Below are 15,264 nucleotides of genomic sequence, written 5' to 3'. Positions count from 1 at the left end.
TGAGTCCAAAAGAATTGACCGATCGTCCAGCCTCCCAGGACGAGCGGGTAACCGACGTCCTCGCGGATGTACTGGACTCGATGCGCCTGACGACCCTGGTGTACGGCCGCCTGGAGCTGTTCGCCCCCTGGGGCATCCAGTTCCCGGAGCTGGCGGGCGCACACATCATCGTCGTCGCGCGCGGCGGTGCTCGCCTGGAGGTCGAGGGAGTCGAGGGCGCCATCGCGCTGTCGGCGGGAGACCTGGCCCTGCTTCCGCACGGGGGAGGGCACTCGCTGCGGGACGCGGAAGGAAGCCCGCTGCACATCCTCGGGAAGGACTCCTGCGAGCGAGGGCATGGAGGAGCCGGGACATACCGGCTCGGCGGCAATGGGGACCGGACGGTGCTGGTGGCGGGGGCCTTCCGGCTCGGCGCCGCGCAGCGCCCGCCGTTGTTCGAGGGGCTTCCGCGCCTCCTCCACTTCCCCGCGGACGAGGCCGTGACGTCCCCCACGCTGGCGTCGGCCGTGCAGCTGTTCATCGCGGAGAGCGCCTCGAGCAGCCCGGGCGCGACCGTCATCATGAGCCGGCTCGCGGACATCCTGCTGGTGCAGGCCCTGCGGACGCACATCGCCGCGGGTCCGTGCCAGGCGCACGGGCTGTGCGCGCTCGCGGATCCGCGGATTCGCAAGGCCCTCGCGCTCATCCACGAGCGGCATGCGGAGCCGTGGACCGTCGAGAGCCTCGCGACGGCGGTGGCCCTCTCGCGCTCCAGCTTCGCCGCGCGCTTCAGTGAGCGGGTGGGAGAGCCCCCGTTGGAGTACCTCGCGCGGTGGCGGATGACGAAGGCGGCCCAGGCCCTGCGCGAGAGCGAGCTGCCCCTGAGCGAGGTGGCGGCGTCCATCGGCTACCAGAGCGAGGCGTCGTTCAACCGGGCCTTCAAGCGCTGGGGAGGCGTGGCTCCCGGCGCGTACCGGCGTGACCACCGCCGGGGGTGAACCGGGCGCCTGGGGGAACTCAGTCCAACGCATTGGCAATCCGCCAATATATTGGCAAGGCCGCTGACATATGGGCGGAGTGCGGGTAAGCGGAGCGGGAACCCGTCCCACCACGAAAGGACGTATCCCATGCCGTTCACGCTGCCCGAGCTGCCCTACGCGAAGGATGCCCTCGCCCCCCACATCAGCGCCGAGACGCTGGAGTACCACCACGGCAAGCACCACGCCGCGTACGTGACGAACCTGAACAAGCTGCTCGAGGGCAAGCCCGAGGCGAGCCGCTCGCTCGAGGAGGTCATCCTCGGCAGTGACGGGGGCGTCTTCAACAACGCCGCCCAGGTGTGGAACCACACCTTCTACTGGAACTGCATGAAGCCGAACGGGGGCGGGCGCCCCACCGGCGAGCTCGCGGATGCCATCACCCGCGACTTCGGCTCGTTCGAGCGCTTCCGCGAGGAGTTCGCCAACGCCGCCGCGACGCAGTTCGGCTCGGGGTGGGCCTGGCTCGTGCTGGAGAAGGGCAAGCTCGCGGTGACCAAGACGGGCAACGCGGACCTGCCCCTCAAGCACGGCCAGAAGGCGCTGCTGACCATCGACGTGTGGGAGCACGCGTATTACATCGACTTCCGCAACGCGCGTCCCAAGTACATCGACACGTTCCTCGAGAAGCTGGTGAACTGGGACTTCGTGACCCAGAACCTCAAGGGACGCTGAGCCGGTTCAGCGTGTGGCGGGCTCCCTGCCCGCCGTGTCCCCATCCGCGGTCGTGCGGCTGGGGACCTCGTCATCTGGCCCTTTGAGCCCCTTACTGCCCGAGCGACGAGGGCGGCGGCTTCGCGCTGAAGGAGGGCAGGTAACACTTGCCCTGGTACTCGAAGAGGGTCTCCGGGCACGGGGCCTTGATCGCGTGCTCCGCCCAGCAGGCGCCGACGAGCTCAGTCTCGACGTAGCGAGTGCAGGGGGGGCGCTTCTGTCCCTTCAAGGGCTCTTTCGGCAGAGGCCGGGCGAACACGGGTAGCCCCGGGGGAGCGGTGTCCGCGAGCCACGCGTTGAAGTCCGACGTCTCGACTGCCGTGGGCACCTCGTGGCTCGAGGGCGCGGGTAGGGCGCTCGGGGGTTGGGACACGGGGGCCAGACGCACCAGCGCGAGGAGCAGGGCACCTACCGTGACGGCGCTCGCCACGCCCCATCCCAGACGCCACCGGAGGCGGGGCTCGTGGGGGCCGGACACGGCGCGGACCATGTGCTGCACTTCCTCGAGCACACCTTCCAACGTGAGCAGCAACGACTCCGCCGACTGCCTGTCCTGGGCCCTGGCCCAGCCGGTGTGCTCCACTTCCATGGCGGAGTAGCCTCGTGAGGCCCACGAGCCGAGGAACACCCGCCAATCCTTCCGCGCTGCCTTGCCTTCCTCGGCGGCGTGCTTGCGCACCAGGGCGGTGGCCCCGCTCGTCTCGTGCGTGGCCAGATAGAGTTCCTCCTGGCTGTCGCCGGACTGCTGCACCTGCTCCTGAAGCAGGTACGGCCCCACCCGCTCCGCGCCCTCGCCGCTCGCTTCGGGCTTCTTCTCCTCGTCCATGCGTGCTCCTCCCTGGCCTCACCGCAGGCGGGTGACCAGGTGCTCTTGTTCGCATGGACCGAGCCTTACTTCCAGGAGGTACCCGGTGCGTCAGGTGGGGGCCTACTCACGGGTACGCTCTCCTCTACGGCTTGTCCGCCCCACCGGCTGGCAGGGCACCCGCTGCCCCTCTCGCACACGCCGACGGCGAGAGGGGCAAGCAACGTGTTGAAGGATTACGGGGCGAGCATCCACGCGGAGACGACGTTGGTCGTGCAGAGGGTGGCGTTGTTGGGTCCCCGGATGACGATCCACCGCTGATAGTAGCCTTGGAGGCCGGGGGAGTTGAGGACGAGGAAGGAGAACGTGGTCTGGTCGTAGGACTCCGTGCCGTTCGTATCCATCACGCCATCCCTCGTTCCGTACAGGTAGGCCCTGGAGCCCGCGGGGATGTAGCCCGACGTCGAGAAACCGAAGGTCGCCGTGCCGCCACTGGGGATCGTGTAACTGCTGGTATACGCATAGCACGAGGTGTCGCAGACCCCGCCTTCGTCGACGGAGCCACTGCAGTTGTTGTCCACCCCGTCGCACACCTCCGCGGCTCCGGGATTCACGGAGCTGTTCCCGTCGTTGCAGTCATTGGACGTGGCGGAGTAGCCCGCGGGCGGAGTGCATCCAAAGGGGAGGGGGCTTATCGCCCAAACATCCCCATACCCGTCCCCATCGTAATCCTGGACGAAGGCGCGAGGCAGCGTGGAGTTGGCATCGTTGCAGTCGGAGGAGTCGGACACGTAGCCGGCCGGTGCCGAGCACGCCAGGGTGCTCACCGAGGGATTGCCGCGCCCGTCCCCATCCGCGTCGCGGTACCAGGTGGTCTTTGCCACCCCCTCGTCGATGGAGCCGTTGCAGTTGTCATCCACCCCGTTGCACACCTCGGGGGCACCGGGCTTCACGCTGGCGTTGGTGTCGTTGCAATCACTGGCGCTGGACACGTAGCCAGCCGGTGCCGAGCACGCCAAGGTGTTCACCGACGCATTGCCATAGGTGTCTCCATCCGCGTCACGGTACCAGGTGCTGCCCGCGGCCTCGTCGATGGAGCCGTTGCAGTTGTTGTCCAGGCCATCGCACACCTCGGTGGCGCCAGGCTTCACGCTGGCCTTGCTGTCATCACAGTCGCTGGAGTTGGACACGTAGCCGGCCGGTGCCGAGCACGCCAGGGTGCTCACCGCCGCATTGCCATAGGTGTCTCCATCCGCGTCGCGGTACCAGGTGCTGCCCGTGGCCTCGTCGACGGCGCCGTTGCAGTTGTTGTCCAGGCCATCGCACACCTCGGTGGCGCCAGGCTTCACGCTGGCCTTGCTGTCATCACAATCGCTGGAGTTGGACACGTAGCCCGAAGGCTGCACGCAGGCCAGGGTGCTCACCGCCGCATTGCCATAGGTGTCTCCATCCGCGTCGCGGTACCAGGTGCTGCCCGCGGCCTCGTCGACGGCGCCGTTGCAGTTGTTGTCCAGGCCATCGCACACCTCCTCGGCCCCGGGGTTGATCGCGGGATCGAAGTCATCGCAGTCCAGGTCATTCTCCACGTACTCGGTGCCGGGAGGCTCGCAGGCCTCCTCGGAGGGAAGCAGCTCGCCGCCATAGCCATCGCCCTCGAGATCGTAGAAGTAGATGTTCAGCAGCTGCGTCTGGGTCGTCGTGAGCCGGTTGGTCAGCGTGCCATCACCCAGTTGCCCCGAGGTGTTCATCCCCCAGGCCCAGAAAGGGCAGCCGGGGCGCAGCGCCAGGGAGTGGAAGAGTCCCGCGGAGAGCGCCAGTGCATTGGCCAACCCCTCCACTCGCACCGGGCTGGTGCGCTGGGCCGTCGTCCCGTCGCCGAGCTGGCCCGAGCTGTTCTGTCCCCAGCCCCAGGCCGCCCCGGTGGAGTCGATGGCCAGCGAGAAGTTGCCTCCCGTGGCGATGGCGGTCACGGCCCCCGCGAGTCCAACCGTCACGGGCGTGCTCTGCGCCGTGGCGGTCGTCCCGTTGCCCAGCTGTCCATTGGTGTTCTGTCCCCACGCCACCGCGCTCTGGTCGGAGAGCAGCACCAACGAGTGGTTGGCTCCGGCCGCGATGGCGGTGGCTCCGCGCGCCAGGCTCACGGGGTAGGGCGAGAGCTGGTTGGTGCTCGAGGCGCTCCCGTTGCCGATTTGCCCATTGAGGTTGCGGCCCCACGTCCACACACGGCCGTCCGTCCCCAGGGCCATCGAGTGGTACCACCCCGCCGAAATGGCCGCGATGCCGCCAGGCAGGCTGAGGCGGACTGGCGTCAACCGGAGGGTCGTCGTCCCATCGCCGAGTTGGCCATAGGTGTTGGTGCCCCACGCGTAGACACTGCCATCGGCGGCAATGGCCAGCGAGTGGTTCAGGCCACCGGCGATGGCCACGGCGCCTCCCGGAATGGTCACGGACACGGGGAGCAGGCGGCGGGTCGTCGTTCCATCACCCAGCTGGCCCGAGCTGTTCTGTCCCCAGGCCCAGACGGTGCCGTCCACCCCGAGCGCGAGCGAGTGGTTCCTGCCCGCGGCGATCGCCTTGATGACGGGAAGCCCCGTCACGCTCACCGGGAGGTTGCTGAGGGTCAGCGTCCCGTTTCCGAGCTGCCCCTCCGAGTTCAGTCCCCACGCCCACACCGAGCCGTCCGTCCGCAGGGCCAGGGAGTGCGAGTTGCCGGCGGAGATGGCCTTCGTCGCGGGGCTGCTGGTGACGAGCGCGGTGGCCACGGTGGGCTCGCTCCTCGCCTCGAGCATGTCACCTTCGGCGTCCGTCCCCCCACAACCTGTCACCCCCACGCCCCAAAGCACCGCCCACACCATCCAGACACACGACCACTTCCTTTGCATTGCGCACTCCCTGCTTCGAGAAAATCCGCGCGCAAGCTACAGGCCGTTCACCCTCTGTGAAAGATAACTGCCTCGGGGTGATTTTCCTCTCTCGTCAGTGGCGAAGATATGAATTTGCCAATCTTCACAATCAGTGCGTTTATAAAATACGGGGGGTGCCAGTTTTTATCCAGGCGCGCGTGAGCCGCTGGGCTGCCCCAGAGAAGAGAAAACGTGAATCATCTCGAGCGGGCAGCGACGCTGTGGAGTTCCCCTGAAGCTGCAAAGGCCCCTGTGAGGGGACGTGCGGCTGTCCTCCTGGGGCTGCTGTGCGTGTGGAGTATGGGGTGTGGCGACACCACCGCCGGGAGTCCCGGCGAAGAACCCTCCTCGTGGCGGAGCACCGCGGTGCGCTCGGGCTCGCTCTCCAGCAGCGAGGAAGGAGCGTGGAGCGCGACGGGGCCCCTGGCCAACGCGCGGCTGCTGCACACCGCGACGGTGCTGGCGGATGGCCGGGTGCTGGCCACGGGCGGCTACAACCGCTCCTCGGAGCTGTATGAGCCGGCCAGCGGCACCTGGAGCCGCACGGCGGATGCGCTCAACACCCATCGCGCGGCCACGGCGACGGTGCTGGCCGATGGGCGGGTGCTCCTCGCCGGGTTGGGCGACAGCGGTCTGTCCTCGGAGCTGTATGACTCCGCGAGCGGTACCTGGGCTCCGGCCGGCAACCTGGGGACGCCTCGCCTCTACCACACGGCGACGCTGCTGCCGGGCGGGCGGGTGCTGGTGACGGGAGGCGCGGACCAGGAGTACGGGGGCGCGGTGCTGGCCACGGCGGAAGTGTATGAGCCGGCCAGCGGCACGTGGAGCGCCACGGGGCGGATGGCCGTGGCCCGGCGCAACCACACGGCGACGCTGCTGCCGGGGGGGCGGGTGCTGGTGACGGGAGGCACCGAGGGCAGCGGCCTGCTCCAGCAGTCCGCGGAGGTGTATGACGCGGCCACGGGGAGTTGGAGCCCGGCCGCGCCCATGACGGTGGCGCGTGCCTACCACTCGGCCACGGTGCTGGCGGATGGCCAGGTGCTGGTGGCGGGAGGTGGAGGCTCTTCCAACCTGGAGGAGAGCGCCTCGGTGGAGCTGTTCAACCCCGCCACGGGAAGCTGGACGCCAGGTCCCGGCATGGCCCTGCCGCGCCGCTCGCACACGGCGACGCTGCTGCCGTCAGGCCGGGTGCTGGTGGCCGGAGGCTTCCACGAGTACGGCGGCATCCTCACCGCGGCCGAGGTGTATGACCCCGAGCAGGGCGCCTGGCGCTCCGTGGGGCCGATGGCCACGAGCCGCTATCAGCACACGGCGGTGCTCCTGACGGGCGGCCGGGTGCTGGTGGCTGGCGGCTTCAGCTCCGGCAATCAGGCGTCCGCGGAGGTGTTCATCCCCGCGGGGCCCTCGGGGCCGCAAGAGCCGTCGGAGCCGGAAGGCACCAGCGTGTTCCTGCAGGTGGTGGATGAGGAGGGCAACGCCATCACCGCGGCCGCCGTGTCCGCGCGGGGTGCCGTGTACCCGGTGGACAGCTCGGGCCACCTGCTGCTGGAGAACCTCGAGCCGGGGCGCTTGTCGGCCCGGGTGGACGCGCGGGGCTTCACCTCGGGCACCGCGGTGGTGGAACTGCAGCAGGGCGCGCACGTGGGAACCCGGGTGACGCTGCGGCCGCTGCCAGCTCCCATTCCCTTCCAGGCCGAGCTGGGCGGCGTCATCCAGACGGAGCAGGTGCGCGTCACCTTTCCGCCCAGCGCCGTGGTGGATGCCCTGGGCCGGCCTGTCTCGGGCACCGTGGATGTCACCATCGTTCCGATTGATCCCACCACGCAACTGGCCTTGATGCCTGGCCCGCTGGAGGGGGTGGCCGCCGCCCGCGGCGAGAGCGTGCCGTTGGAGAGCTTCTTCATGGCGGAGGTGAGCCTGTGGAGCAACGGGGCTCCCGTGCAGCTCGCTCCGGGACAGACCGCGACGTTGGAGTTCCTGCTGCCGGAGGCGCTGGCCAGCCAGTTCCAGGTGGGCGACAGCGTGCCGGCGTGGTGGTTCGATGTGGACGCGGGCCAGTGGAGAGAGGAGGGCGCTGGCACCGTGCAGACCTCGCAGACGCAGCCGGGCCGGCTGGCCTGGGTTGTCGAGGTGAGCCACTTCACCTGGTGGAAGTGTGGTGCGATTTGGCTCGAAATAAGCTGTGCCGACGTGCAGGTGGTGGACGAGCTAGGTGCCCCCCTCGCTGGCGCCGAGGTCATCGCCGCGGGGGTCTCTTATCCGGGCAGGAGCAGGCCCGTGTACACCGGCACGAATGGCCACGTGTGCATGCCGATCAAGCGAGGCCACAGAACCACCATCTTTGCTCGATGGAGCGACTCGGCCACCTCGAGGGTGACGATCATCGGGGTGGGGGTGGCGGGCTACTGCGACATCGGCCTCAAGGTCTGCGAGGAAGTGAAACTCATCATTCGCCCGCGCATCTGCACACCGGGGGCTTACGAGGCCTGCCCGTACCTGGGCCCCGCGGGAACCCTGGGCCGGGGGCTGTGCCGGGCCGGGCGCCGGCAGTGCGATGTTTCCGGCGCGGAGTGGAGTGCCTGCCAGGGTGAGGTGAGGCCAGCGGCCGAGACCTGCTCGCTGCCCTTTGATGAAGACTGCGATGGGGTGGTGAATGAGGGCTGCAGCTGTTCCCTCGAAAAGGGCCAGCCCTGCTATGGGGGCCCCATCTGGACCCGGGGCGTGGGCAGCTGCCACGCGGGCACAGTGTCGTGCGATCTGTTTGGCAACGTCGCCTGCCAGGGCCAGCAGCTGCCGAAGCCGGAGAACTGCTCGACGCCGGTGGATGAGGACTGCGATGGCGTGAGTGAGAGCTGTGAGCCCGTGACCTGGGGGTGGGTCCGCACGGAGCCCATGGCCGCCTACCGCTACTTCCACACCGCGACATCGCTGCCCGATGGCCGGGTGCTCGTCACCGGCGGAACCGGCAGCGGCAGTAGCCCTCTCTCCTCGGCGGAGGTGTACGACCCGGCGACCAGCACCTGGAGCACGGTGGGCTCCATGGCCGTGCCTCGCTCCGGGCATGCCGCGACATCGCTGCCCGATGGCCGGGTGCTCGTCACCGGCGGAACCGGCAGCGGCGGTAGCCTTCTCTCCTCGGCGGAGGTGTACGATCCAGCCACGAAGAGCTGGAGCCTGGTGGCCGACATGGGCGAGCGTCGCTCGTACCACCGGGCGACGCTGTTGCCCAACGGGCAGGTGCTCGTCACGGGGGGACGAAGCGCCGACGGTGTCGTTGCCTCGGTGCAGGTGTACGCGCCGGTGACAGATACCTGGAGCACGGTGGGCTCCATGTCCGCGCCTCGCAGCTGGCATACCGCGACGTTGATCCCCGGCGTCGGGGTGCTCGTCACAGGCGGATACGGCGCGAGCGACTACGAGGTGACGGCGGAGGTCTACGATCCGGCGACCGGCACCTGGCTCACAGCGGGCTTCATGGCCGTACCTCGCTTCGGGCATGCCGCGACGTTGCTGCCCGGCGGCCAGGTGCTCGTCGCCGGAGGGCCCTCCCCAGAAGCGGAGTTGTACGACCCGCAGACAAACACCTGGCGCAGTGCCGGCTCGATGCACTCCGCTCACAGAAACATCACGGCGACGCGGCTGCCCAATGGCTCCGTGCTCGTCACGGGGGGCGCCGATTGGAGTAAATCCGAGGAGCTCTACAACCCGGCGACAGGCCTCTGGAGCATTACCAGCACCACACAGGTCATGGGCCCCTTCGACGCGCCGCACACGGCGACGTTGCTGCCCGGTGGCCGGGTGCTCGCGGTAGGGTATCTATCGGCGGAGGTGTACGCCCCGGCGTTGGGTTCCTGGACCACGACGGGCTCCATGACGACCTCCCAGCGCTTCTCCTACACGACGACGGCGATGTCCAATGGCCAGGTCCTCCTGGCGGGGGGCCTCAACCCCACGGAACCCGTGGCGACGGCCGAGGTGTATGACATGGCGGCTGGCACCTGGGAGGCGGTGGCCGCCATGGCCTCGGCTCGGGTCGGGCACAGGGCCACGTTGCTGACGGGCGGACAGGTGCTCGTCACGGGGGGCGCCAACTACACGGGGACCCTTGCCTCGGCGGAGCTGTACGATCCGGCGACGAAAACCTGGAGCGCGACGGGCTCCATGGCCTCGCCCCGTTACGGCCACACGGCGACGCTGATGCCTGACGGCCGGGTGCTCGTCACGGGGGGCTCCGGGACCCCTTCAGCGGAGGTGTACGATCCGGCGACGAGAACCTGGAACACGGTAGGCTCCATGACCTCGTCCCGTTCCGACCACACGGCGACGCTGATGCTTGATGGCCGGGTGCTCGTCACGGGGGGCGCCAGCACCACGGGGATCCTTGCCTCGGCGGAAGTGTACGATCCGGCGACGAAGAGCTGGAGCACGGTCGGCTCCATGACCGTGCCTCGCAGAGGGGCCAAGGCGTTTCTGCTGCCCAACGGGCAGGTGTTCGTCATGCAGATTAGCTCGGCGGAGCTCTACGATCCGGTGACACGCACCTGGCGCGCTGTCGGCTTCACGAGCTCGGCCTCCTGGGGCTCCGAGGCGATACTGGTGAACGGCCGGGTGCTCGTCGTCGGGGGGGTCGGGACAAGGGGTCGCCTCGCGACGGCGGAGGCGTATGATCCGTCTTCGGGCACCTGGAGTCCCGCCGGCGTCATGGCGGGGCCTCGCTTCGACCGCCACCAGGCGACGCTGCTGCCCAACGGGCGGGTGCTCATCACCGGGGGCTATACCTCCAGCGGGTATGCCTCGGTGGCGGAGCTGTACACGCCCTGAGGCTCTTCCGCTCCCCGCTTGGGCATGCGGGGAGCGGGCTCGAGGCGCTATCCTCGGCGGGTCACGAAGCCGGGGGTCGCCTTGTCCATCATCCCTGCTCTCAGACGCTCGCCGTCGAAGTCACCGAAGCGCGTTCTACGTGGCACGCGCCTGCCGGAGCTTCCCGCTGTACTACCTGTTCCTCTCCGTCTGCTTCGCGCTCCCGAGCTGGCCCCTCCCGCAGCTCCAGGACGTGCCGTGGTATCTCGCGCCTGGCAGCCGCCGCTCCTGGGCCACGCGTGGTCGCTCGCGATTGAAGAGCAGTTCCATGGGGTGTGGCCGCTCGTCATCGCGCTGCTGCCGCGTCGCGCGATTGCGTACGTCGCCGCGCTCGTTCGATAGGCGATGCGGCCGTTCTCCGCTCATGCGCGGGTGGCGTAAGGTGGCGGGCTCCATGCGCTCCATCCGCTCTACTGCTCTCTCCTGCCTCGTCTTGCTCGGCTTCGTCGCTGCTTGCGGCGAAGATCCCACCTCCTTCCCCGTGTGCAACAGCGCCGGCGTCGCGCTGTGCGGCGGCGCCTGCGTGAGCACCGAGAGCAATCCGGCTCACTGCGGTGGTTGCGACACGGCCTGCGCGACCGGCGAGGCGTGTGAGAGCGGCGTCTGCGTCGCGCTCTGTCAGATCGACGGCAAGCAGGTCGCCGCCGGGGCGGTGAACGCGGCGAATTCGTGCGAACAGTGCTCGCCGGCGACGTCCGCGACCCTGTGGACGCAACGCGCGGACGGGACGTCGTGCAACCCGGGACAGGTCTGCTCGGCCGGCGTGTGCGGCCCGAAGTGCTTCATCGAGGGCGTGGTCTACGCCGCGGGCACGCCGAACCCGGCGAACGCCTGCGAGACGTGCGTGCCGGCGGCTTCGACGACGAGGTGGACGGCGCGCGCGAGCGTTCCGCTGCTGGTCGGCGGCGACGACATCGCGGCGCAAGGCTGGACGACGGTCATGCAGACGCCGAGCTCGCTCACGTACGGCGCGGACTACGTTCGCCTCGCGACGTCGACGAACAGCGGCGGATCGACGAGCGGGCAGTTGCTCCTCACGCGGGCGAACGCGTTCGACGCAACGAAGCCGTTCAAGCTCCACGTGACGATGCAGGTCGAGTCGGTGAACAACCACAACTCGCTCGACAGCGGCGCGGCCATCATGGGGAGCTTCACGCCGCCGTTCGGCAACGGCACGGATCGCGCGCAGATGATCTACCTCGACAACGCGGCGATCGGCTGGTCGGACGACACGCAGGCCGCGGCGTTCGCGGTGACCGGCGGCGGGTACCATGTCTACGAGCTGGCGGTGGATGCAGCGAAGGTGGCGACGGTGAGCATTGACGGCGTCGCGAAGCTCACGCGGAACAACTTCACGGCGACCGGCACCCTCGCCATCGGCGACCAGACAAACGACCCGAACGTCGACGGAGCGGTGCGGATCAAGTCGGTCGAGCGGCTCTGTCCCTAGCCACTGCCTGGGAGTGTCAGGGTCCACAGGAGGTGAACCCGGGCCCGTGATGGCGGTGCGGGGTGGCAGCTGCTAGAACCCGCACCCCATGAGAAAATTGATTGCGCTTTGGGTGGGGGTCGCAGTCTGTCTGTTCGCGCCGGTGGCCTCGGCGCGCGACTGGTTCGTTCGCGCCGGCTCGGACGGCGACGGGTCGATGGCCCGGCCGTTCAGCGATCCGTGGGAGGCGCTCGACAAGGCCCAGTCGGGCGATGTCATCCACGTCGCGGGCGGCAAATACTTCGGCCGGCTCGGCAACGGCATGTGGGAGGTGCCCGTCGACGACCTGCAGCTGCTCGGCGGCTACGACGCGGACTTCAAGAGCCGCGATCCCTGGAAGAACCTGACCCAGCTGCTCTGGGACAAGGGCTCCAAGAACCGCCCGAAGCAGGAGCGGCTGCTGTCGACCAAGAAGAGCACCGTCGTCGACGGCTTCACCATCGACCAGCGAGACCAGTGCCCCTACGAGACGGCGGAGCAGCTCGGCCGCAAGGAGTACCCCTCCTGTGACGGCCCGATGCGGTTCGCGCTCCCGGCCATCGTGCGCAACTGCGTCATCGTGAACCCGGGCTTTGACGGCATCGTCGCGCCGGCCGGCTCCACCCTCGAGAACAACCTCGTGGTGAACGCGGTGAACTGGGGCATCAACATCAACAGCACCACCGACAAGCAGGCCGTCGCAGTGGTGAAGAACAACACCATCGCCTTCACCATGTCGTTCAAGGAGCCTGGCAAGGGCGCCTACAACGGCTCCGGCCTCGCGCTGAAGGCCCACGCCACCGTCACCGGCAACATCATCGCCTTCTCGGACAGCAACGGCATCTACATGACCGCCAACCCCGAGAAGAGCACGCTCGCCGACAACGTGTTCTTCATGAACCTCTACTCGAATCTGAAGTTCTTCTCCGACGGCAAGGACATGCCGGTCGACGACAAGGAGATGGACCTGCTCGAGGAGGTGGGCTTCAAGAAGGTCGCGAACAACGAGGTGAAGAATCCGCAGCTGCCGATCGACGCCGCGTGGCTGGACCAGGTCTCCAAGCGCACCGCCGCCACGCCCGGCAAGCTGACGATGGACGACTTCAACAAGGCCCGTCAGGCGCTCGGGCTCCCGATGATCGCCAAGGGCGGCAAGCCACCGTCGGGGGTGGCCCCGGCGATGGACCTCGACAAGGCGCTCAAGCTGCTGGCGCCCAAGGGAGCGGGCCAGGCTGGCGCGCGGGTGAAGCCGCTGACCGTCAGCTTCCAGGAGGTGGCGGCCGCGGCGCCGGAGAAGGCGTACAAGCGGATGGAGGTCAGCGCGTGGCTGAGCAAGCCGGAGAGCGTGGAGGGCCAGCCGCTCGAGCTCGTCGTCGCGCTGAGCTCGGTGGCGAACGTGAGCGGCGTGCCGGCCCCGTTCAAGCCGGATGAGCACGCGGGGGTGTTCCTGCACGAGCCGACGGGCAGCTACGGCCGGTTCGTCGGCTTCTACCGGAAGGGCTCCACCGTGCAGCGCGTCGCGGATGCAGCGACCGGCGACTGGGGAGGCTCTGGCCCTCCGCAGAAGCTCTTCCTCGCCAAGGGCACCGTCTACGTGATGAAGGGCTTCCCGAAGGCGGGCTTCTTCGTCGACAGCCTCGAGCCGTACGAGGCGGCCGCGGCGAAGGCCGGCAGCCGTCCGCAGGGCCGGGACTGGTTCGTGCGGGCGGGAGCGAGCGGCGGCGACGGGTCGCGCGAGAAGCCTTTCAAGGATCCGTGGCAGGCGCTGGAGAAGGTCGAGAGCGGTGACTCCGTGCACGTCGCCGAGGGCGAGTACTACGGGAAGCTCAAGACGGGCCGCTGGAAGATCGACGCCCCCTCCATCTCGCTCATCGGCGGGTATGACGCGCAGTTCCGCGAGCGCAACCCGTGGAAGCACCCGACGCGCCTGTTCTCGCCCGCCGAGTACAAGGGCCGCCGCGATGGCTACGTCGTCGAGGGCACGGATGACCACACTGGCGCGGTGGTCGACGGCTTCGTGTTCGATCGCGCGACCGACAACAAGTACAAGCCGAATGGCGATCTCGACTATGACCAGTCGGAGAAGCTCGAGCACCTGTGGCTGTCGAAGCCCGAGTGCGTCGTCCGCAACAACCTGTTCGTGAACGGCGCGGAGGGCGCGGTCCGCATCGGCAGCGGCAACACGCTCGAGAACAACATCTTCATGAACCACCACACCCGCACGGTGGTGGTGCAGCGCGGCTTCGGCACCGCGCCGATCATCTTCCGCAACAACACCGTCGCCTTCTCGTGGGACATCCGGTTCGGCCAGGGCAATGGCCGCAACGGACATCTGCTGTCCGTGGAGAACGGGGTCAATGCGATCATCGACGGGAACATCTTCGAGTTCGCCGACAACGACGCGATCCGCCTGATGGCGAACCCCGCCGACGTGGAGCTCACGAACAACACGTTCAACCACAACCTCTGGTCGAACGTGATGCGGCCCCAGGAGAACGCCACGGTCGATGACAAGACCTTTGGCCAGCTGAAGGACTTCAAGTTCAAGAAGCTCGCGGGCAACCAGGTCATCTCGGCGGGCCTGCCCGTCGACCAGAAGTGGTTCGACGCCTACCTGAACCGCACCGCCTACGTGCCGGGCAAGGTGACGATGGACGACTGGAACCAGCTGCGAGAGATGATCGGCCAGCCGGTGCTCGCCACCGGAGGGCAGGGACCGTCCGGCTTCATGCCGCTCTATCCGTGGGAGAAGGCCCTCAAGCTCTTCCCGACGAACCCGAAGGTGACGGCCGGCGCGCGCGCGAAGGACCTGCCGGTCTCCTTCACCGGCGTCGCGAGGGCCGAGTCGAACTTCGACTATGAGGACGTCACCTGGGGCGACGCCGCGAAGAGCGCCGCGACGTGGGGCAACCTGGAGGGCAAGCGCGTCGCGATGCGCGTCGTCATCCGCAGCACCGACAACCAGTACCAGCTCCCGGAGCTCTCCAAGGACGAGTACACGGCCTTCACGGTCACCGGCCCCGAGGGAACCGACTCCGGCGGGCTGCCGATGCGGATGTACGTGAAGAAGGGCAGCAAGGCCGAGCGCGCGGTACGCCAGGCGAAGTCGTACAGCTCGGGGACGCCGGAGCAGTGGTACGTCATCAAGGGTGTGGCGCGCGAGCAGCGGCAACTCATCGCCGAGGTCATCGAGCGCGCCGACTGAGGGCCCGGCTCCCGGTGACGGACGACGGACAGGGCGCCTCGGCGTTCTGTCCGTCTCATGCGGTTGACATCAACCCACCACCGGGGTCGATGGTGAGCCTTGAAGCCGGCTTGCCCGCGGAGCTGCCGCTTCGGGTGAAAAAGAACCCCCCGGTTTGCCTGACGGCGCCCGGGGCCTTGCTCCCCCAAGCAGCAGAAGAGGAGGAGGCGAGCGTGGCGCTCGAGGCAGCGGCCAGCAAGGAGCGGCTGACGGAGAGGCCGGGGGGCGCCCAACCCCTCCCTCGCCCCCTACGA

General features: G+C 68.5%; 7 protein-coding genes. 5 read left to right on the top strand and 2 right to left on the bottom strand.

Annotated elements, in window-relative coordinates:
* The first annotated feature begins 14 nt into the window (after nucleotides 1-14).
* Both NR798_RS45695 and NR798_RS45690 read left to right on the top strand, forming a co-directional pair.
* The gene (locus NR798_RS45695) at nucleotides 15-977 is read left to right on the top strand and encodes an AraC family transcriptional regulator (RefSeq protein WP_375768935.1); all 963 of its coding nucleotides are present in this window, start codon (nucleotides 15-17) and stop codon (nucleotides 975-977) included.
* Nucleotides 978-1,106: 129 nt separating this feature from the next.
* Nucleotides 1,107-1,691, top strand: a complete 585-nt coding sequence (locus tag NR798_RS45690) for a superoxide dismutase (RefSeq protein WP_375768934.1) — start codon at nucleotides 1,107-1,109, stop codon at nucleotides 1,689-1,691.
* Between the two features lie 91 nt (nucleotides 1,692-1,782).
* Here the strand turns inward: NR798_RS45690 and NR798_RS45685 are convergent, their stop codons facing one another.
* Both NR798_RS45685 and NR798_RS45680 read right to left on the bottom strand, forming a co-directional pair.
* Nucleotides 1,783-2,556: a hypothetical protein gene (locus NR798_RS45685; protein ID WP_375768933.1), complete on the bottom strand. Its 774-nt coding sequence runs from the start codon at nucleotides 2,554-2,556 to the stop codon at nucleotides 1,783-1,785.
* A 215-nt stretch (nucleotides 2,557-2,771) separates the two neighbouring features.
* Nucleotides 2,772-5,417: a MopE-related protein gene (locus NR798_RS45680; protein ID WP_375768932.1), complete on the bottom strand. Its 2,646-nt coding sequence runs from the start codon at nucleotides 5,415-5,417 to the stop codon at nucleotides 2,772-2,774.
* Between the two features lie 387 nt (nucleotides 5,418-5,804).
* On the opposite strand from NR798_RS45680, the gene NR798_RS45675 reads away from it, so the two are divergent.
* The 3 genes from NR798_RS45675 to NR798_RS45665 all read left to right on the top strand — a co-directional run bounded on the left by NR798_RS45675 (nucleotide 5,805) and on the right by NR798_RS45665 (nucleotide 14,971).
* Entirely contained in the window at nucleotides 5,805-10,259 is a 4,455-nt protein-coding gene (locus NR798_RS45675; protein ID WP_375768931.1) for a kelch repeat-containing protein, read from the top strand.
* Nucleotides 10,260-10,692: 433 nt separating this feature from the next.
* Nucleotides 10,693-11,748, top strand: coding sequence for a hypothetical protein (locus NR798_RS45670; protein WP_375768930.1), 1,056 nt, complete (start codon nucleotides 10,693-10,695; stop codon nucleotides 11,746-11,748).
* 112 nt (nucleotides 11,749-11,860) lie between these two features.
* Nucleotides 11,861-14,971: a hypothetical protein gene (locus NR798_RS45665; protein WP_375768929.1), complete on the top strand. Its 3,111-nt coding sequence runs from the start codon at nucleotides 11,861-11,863 to the stop codon at nucleotides 14,969-14,971.
* Nucleotides 14,972-15,264 lie beyond the last annotated feature (293 nt).

Origin of the sequence: Archangium gephyra, assembly GCF_042230915.1 — a bacterium.
GTDB lineage: Bacteria > Myxococcota > Myxococcia > Myxococcales > Myxococcaceae > Archangium > Archangium gephyra_B.
This window is presented reverse-complemented; position numbering and strand designations above follow the sequence as displayed.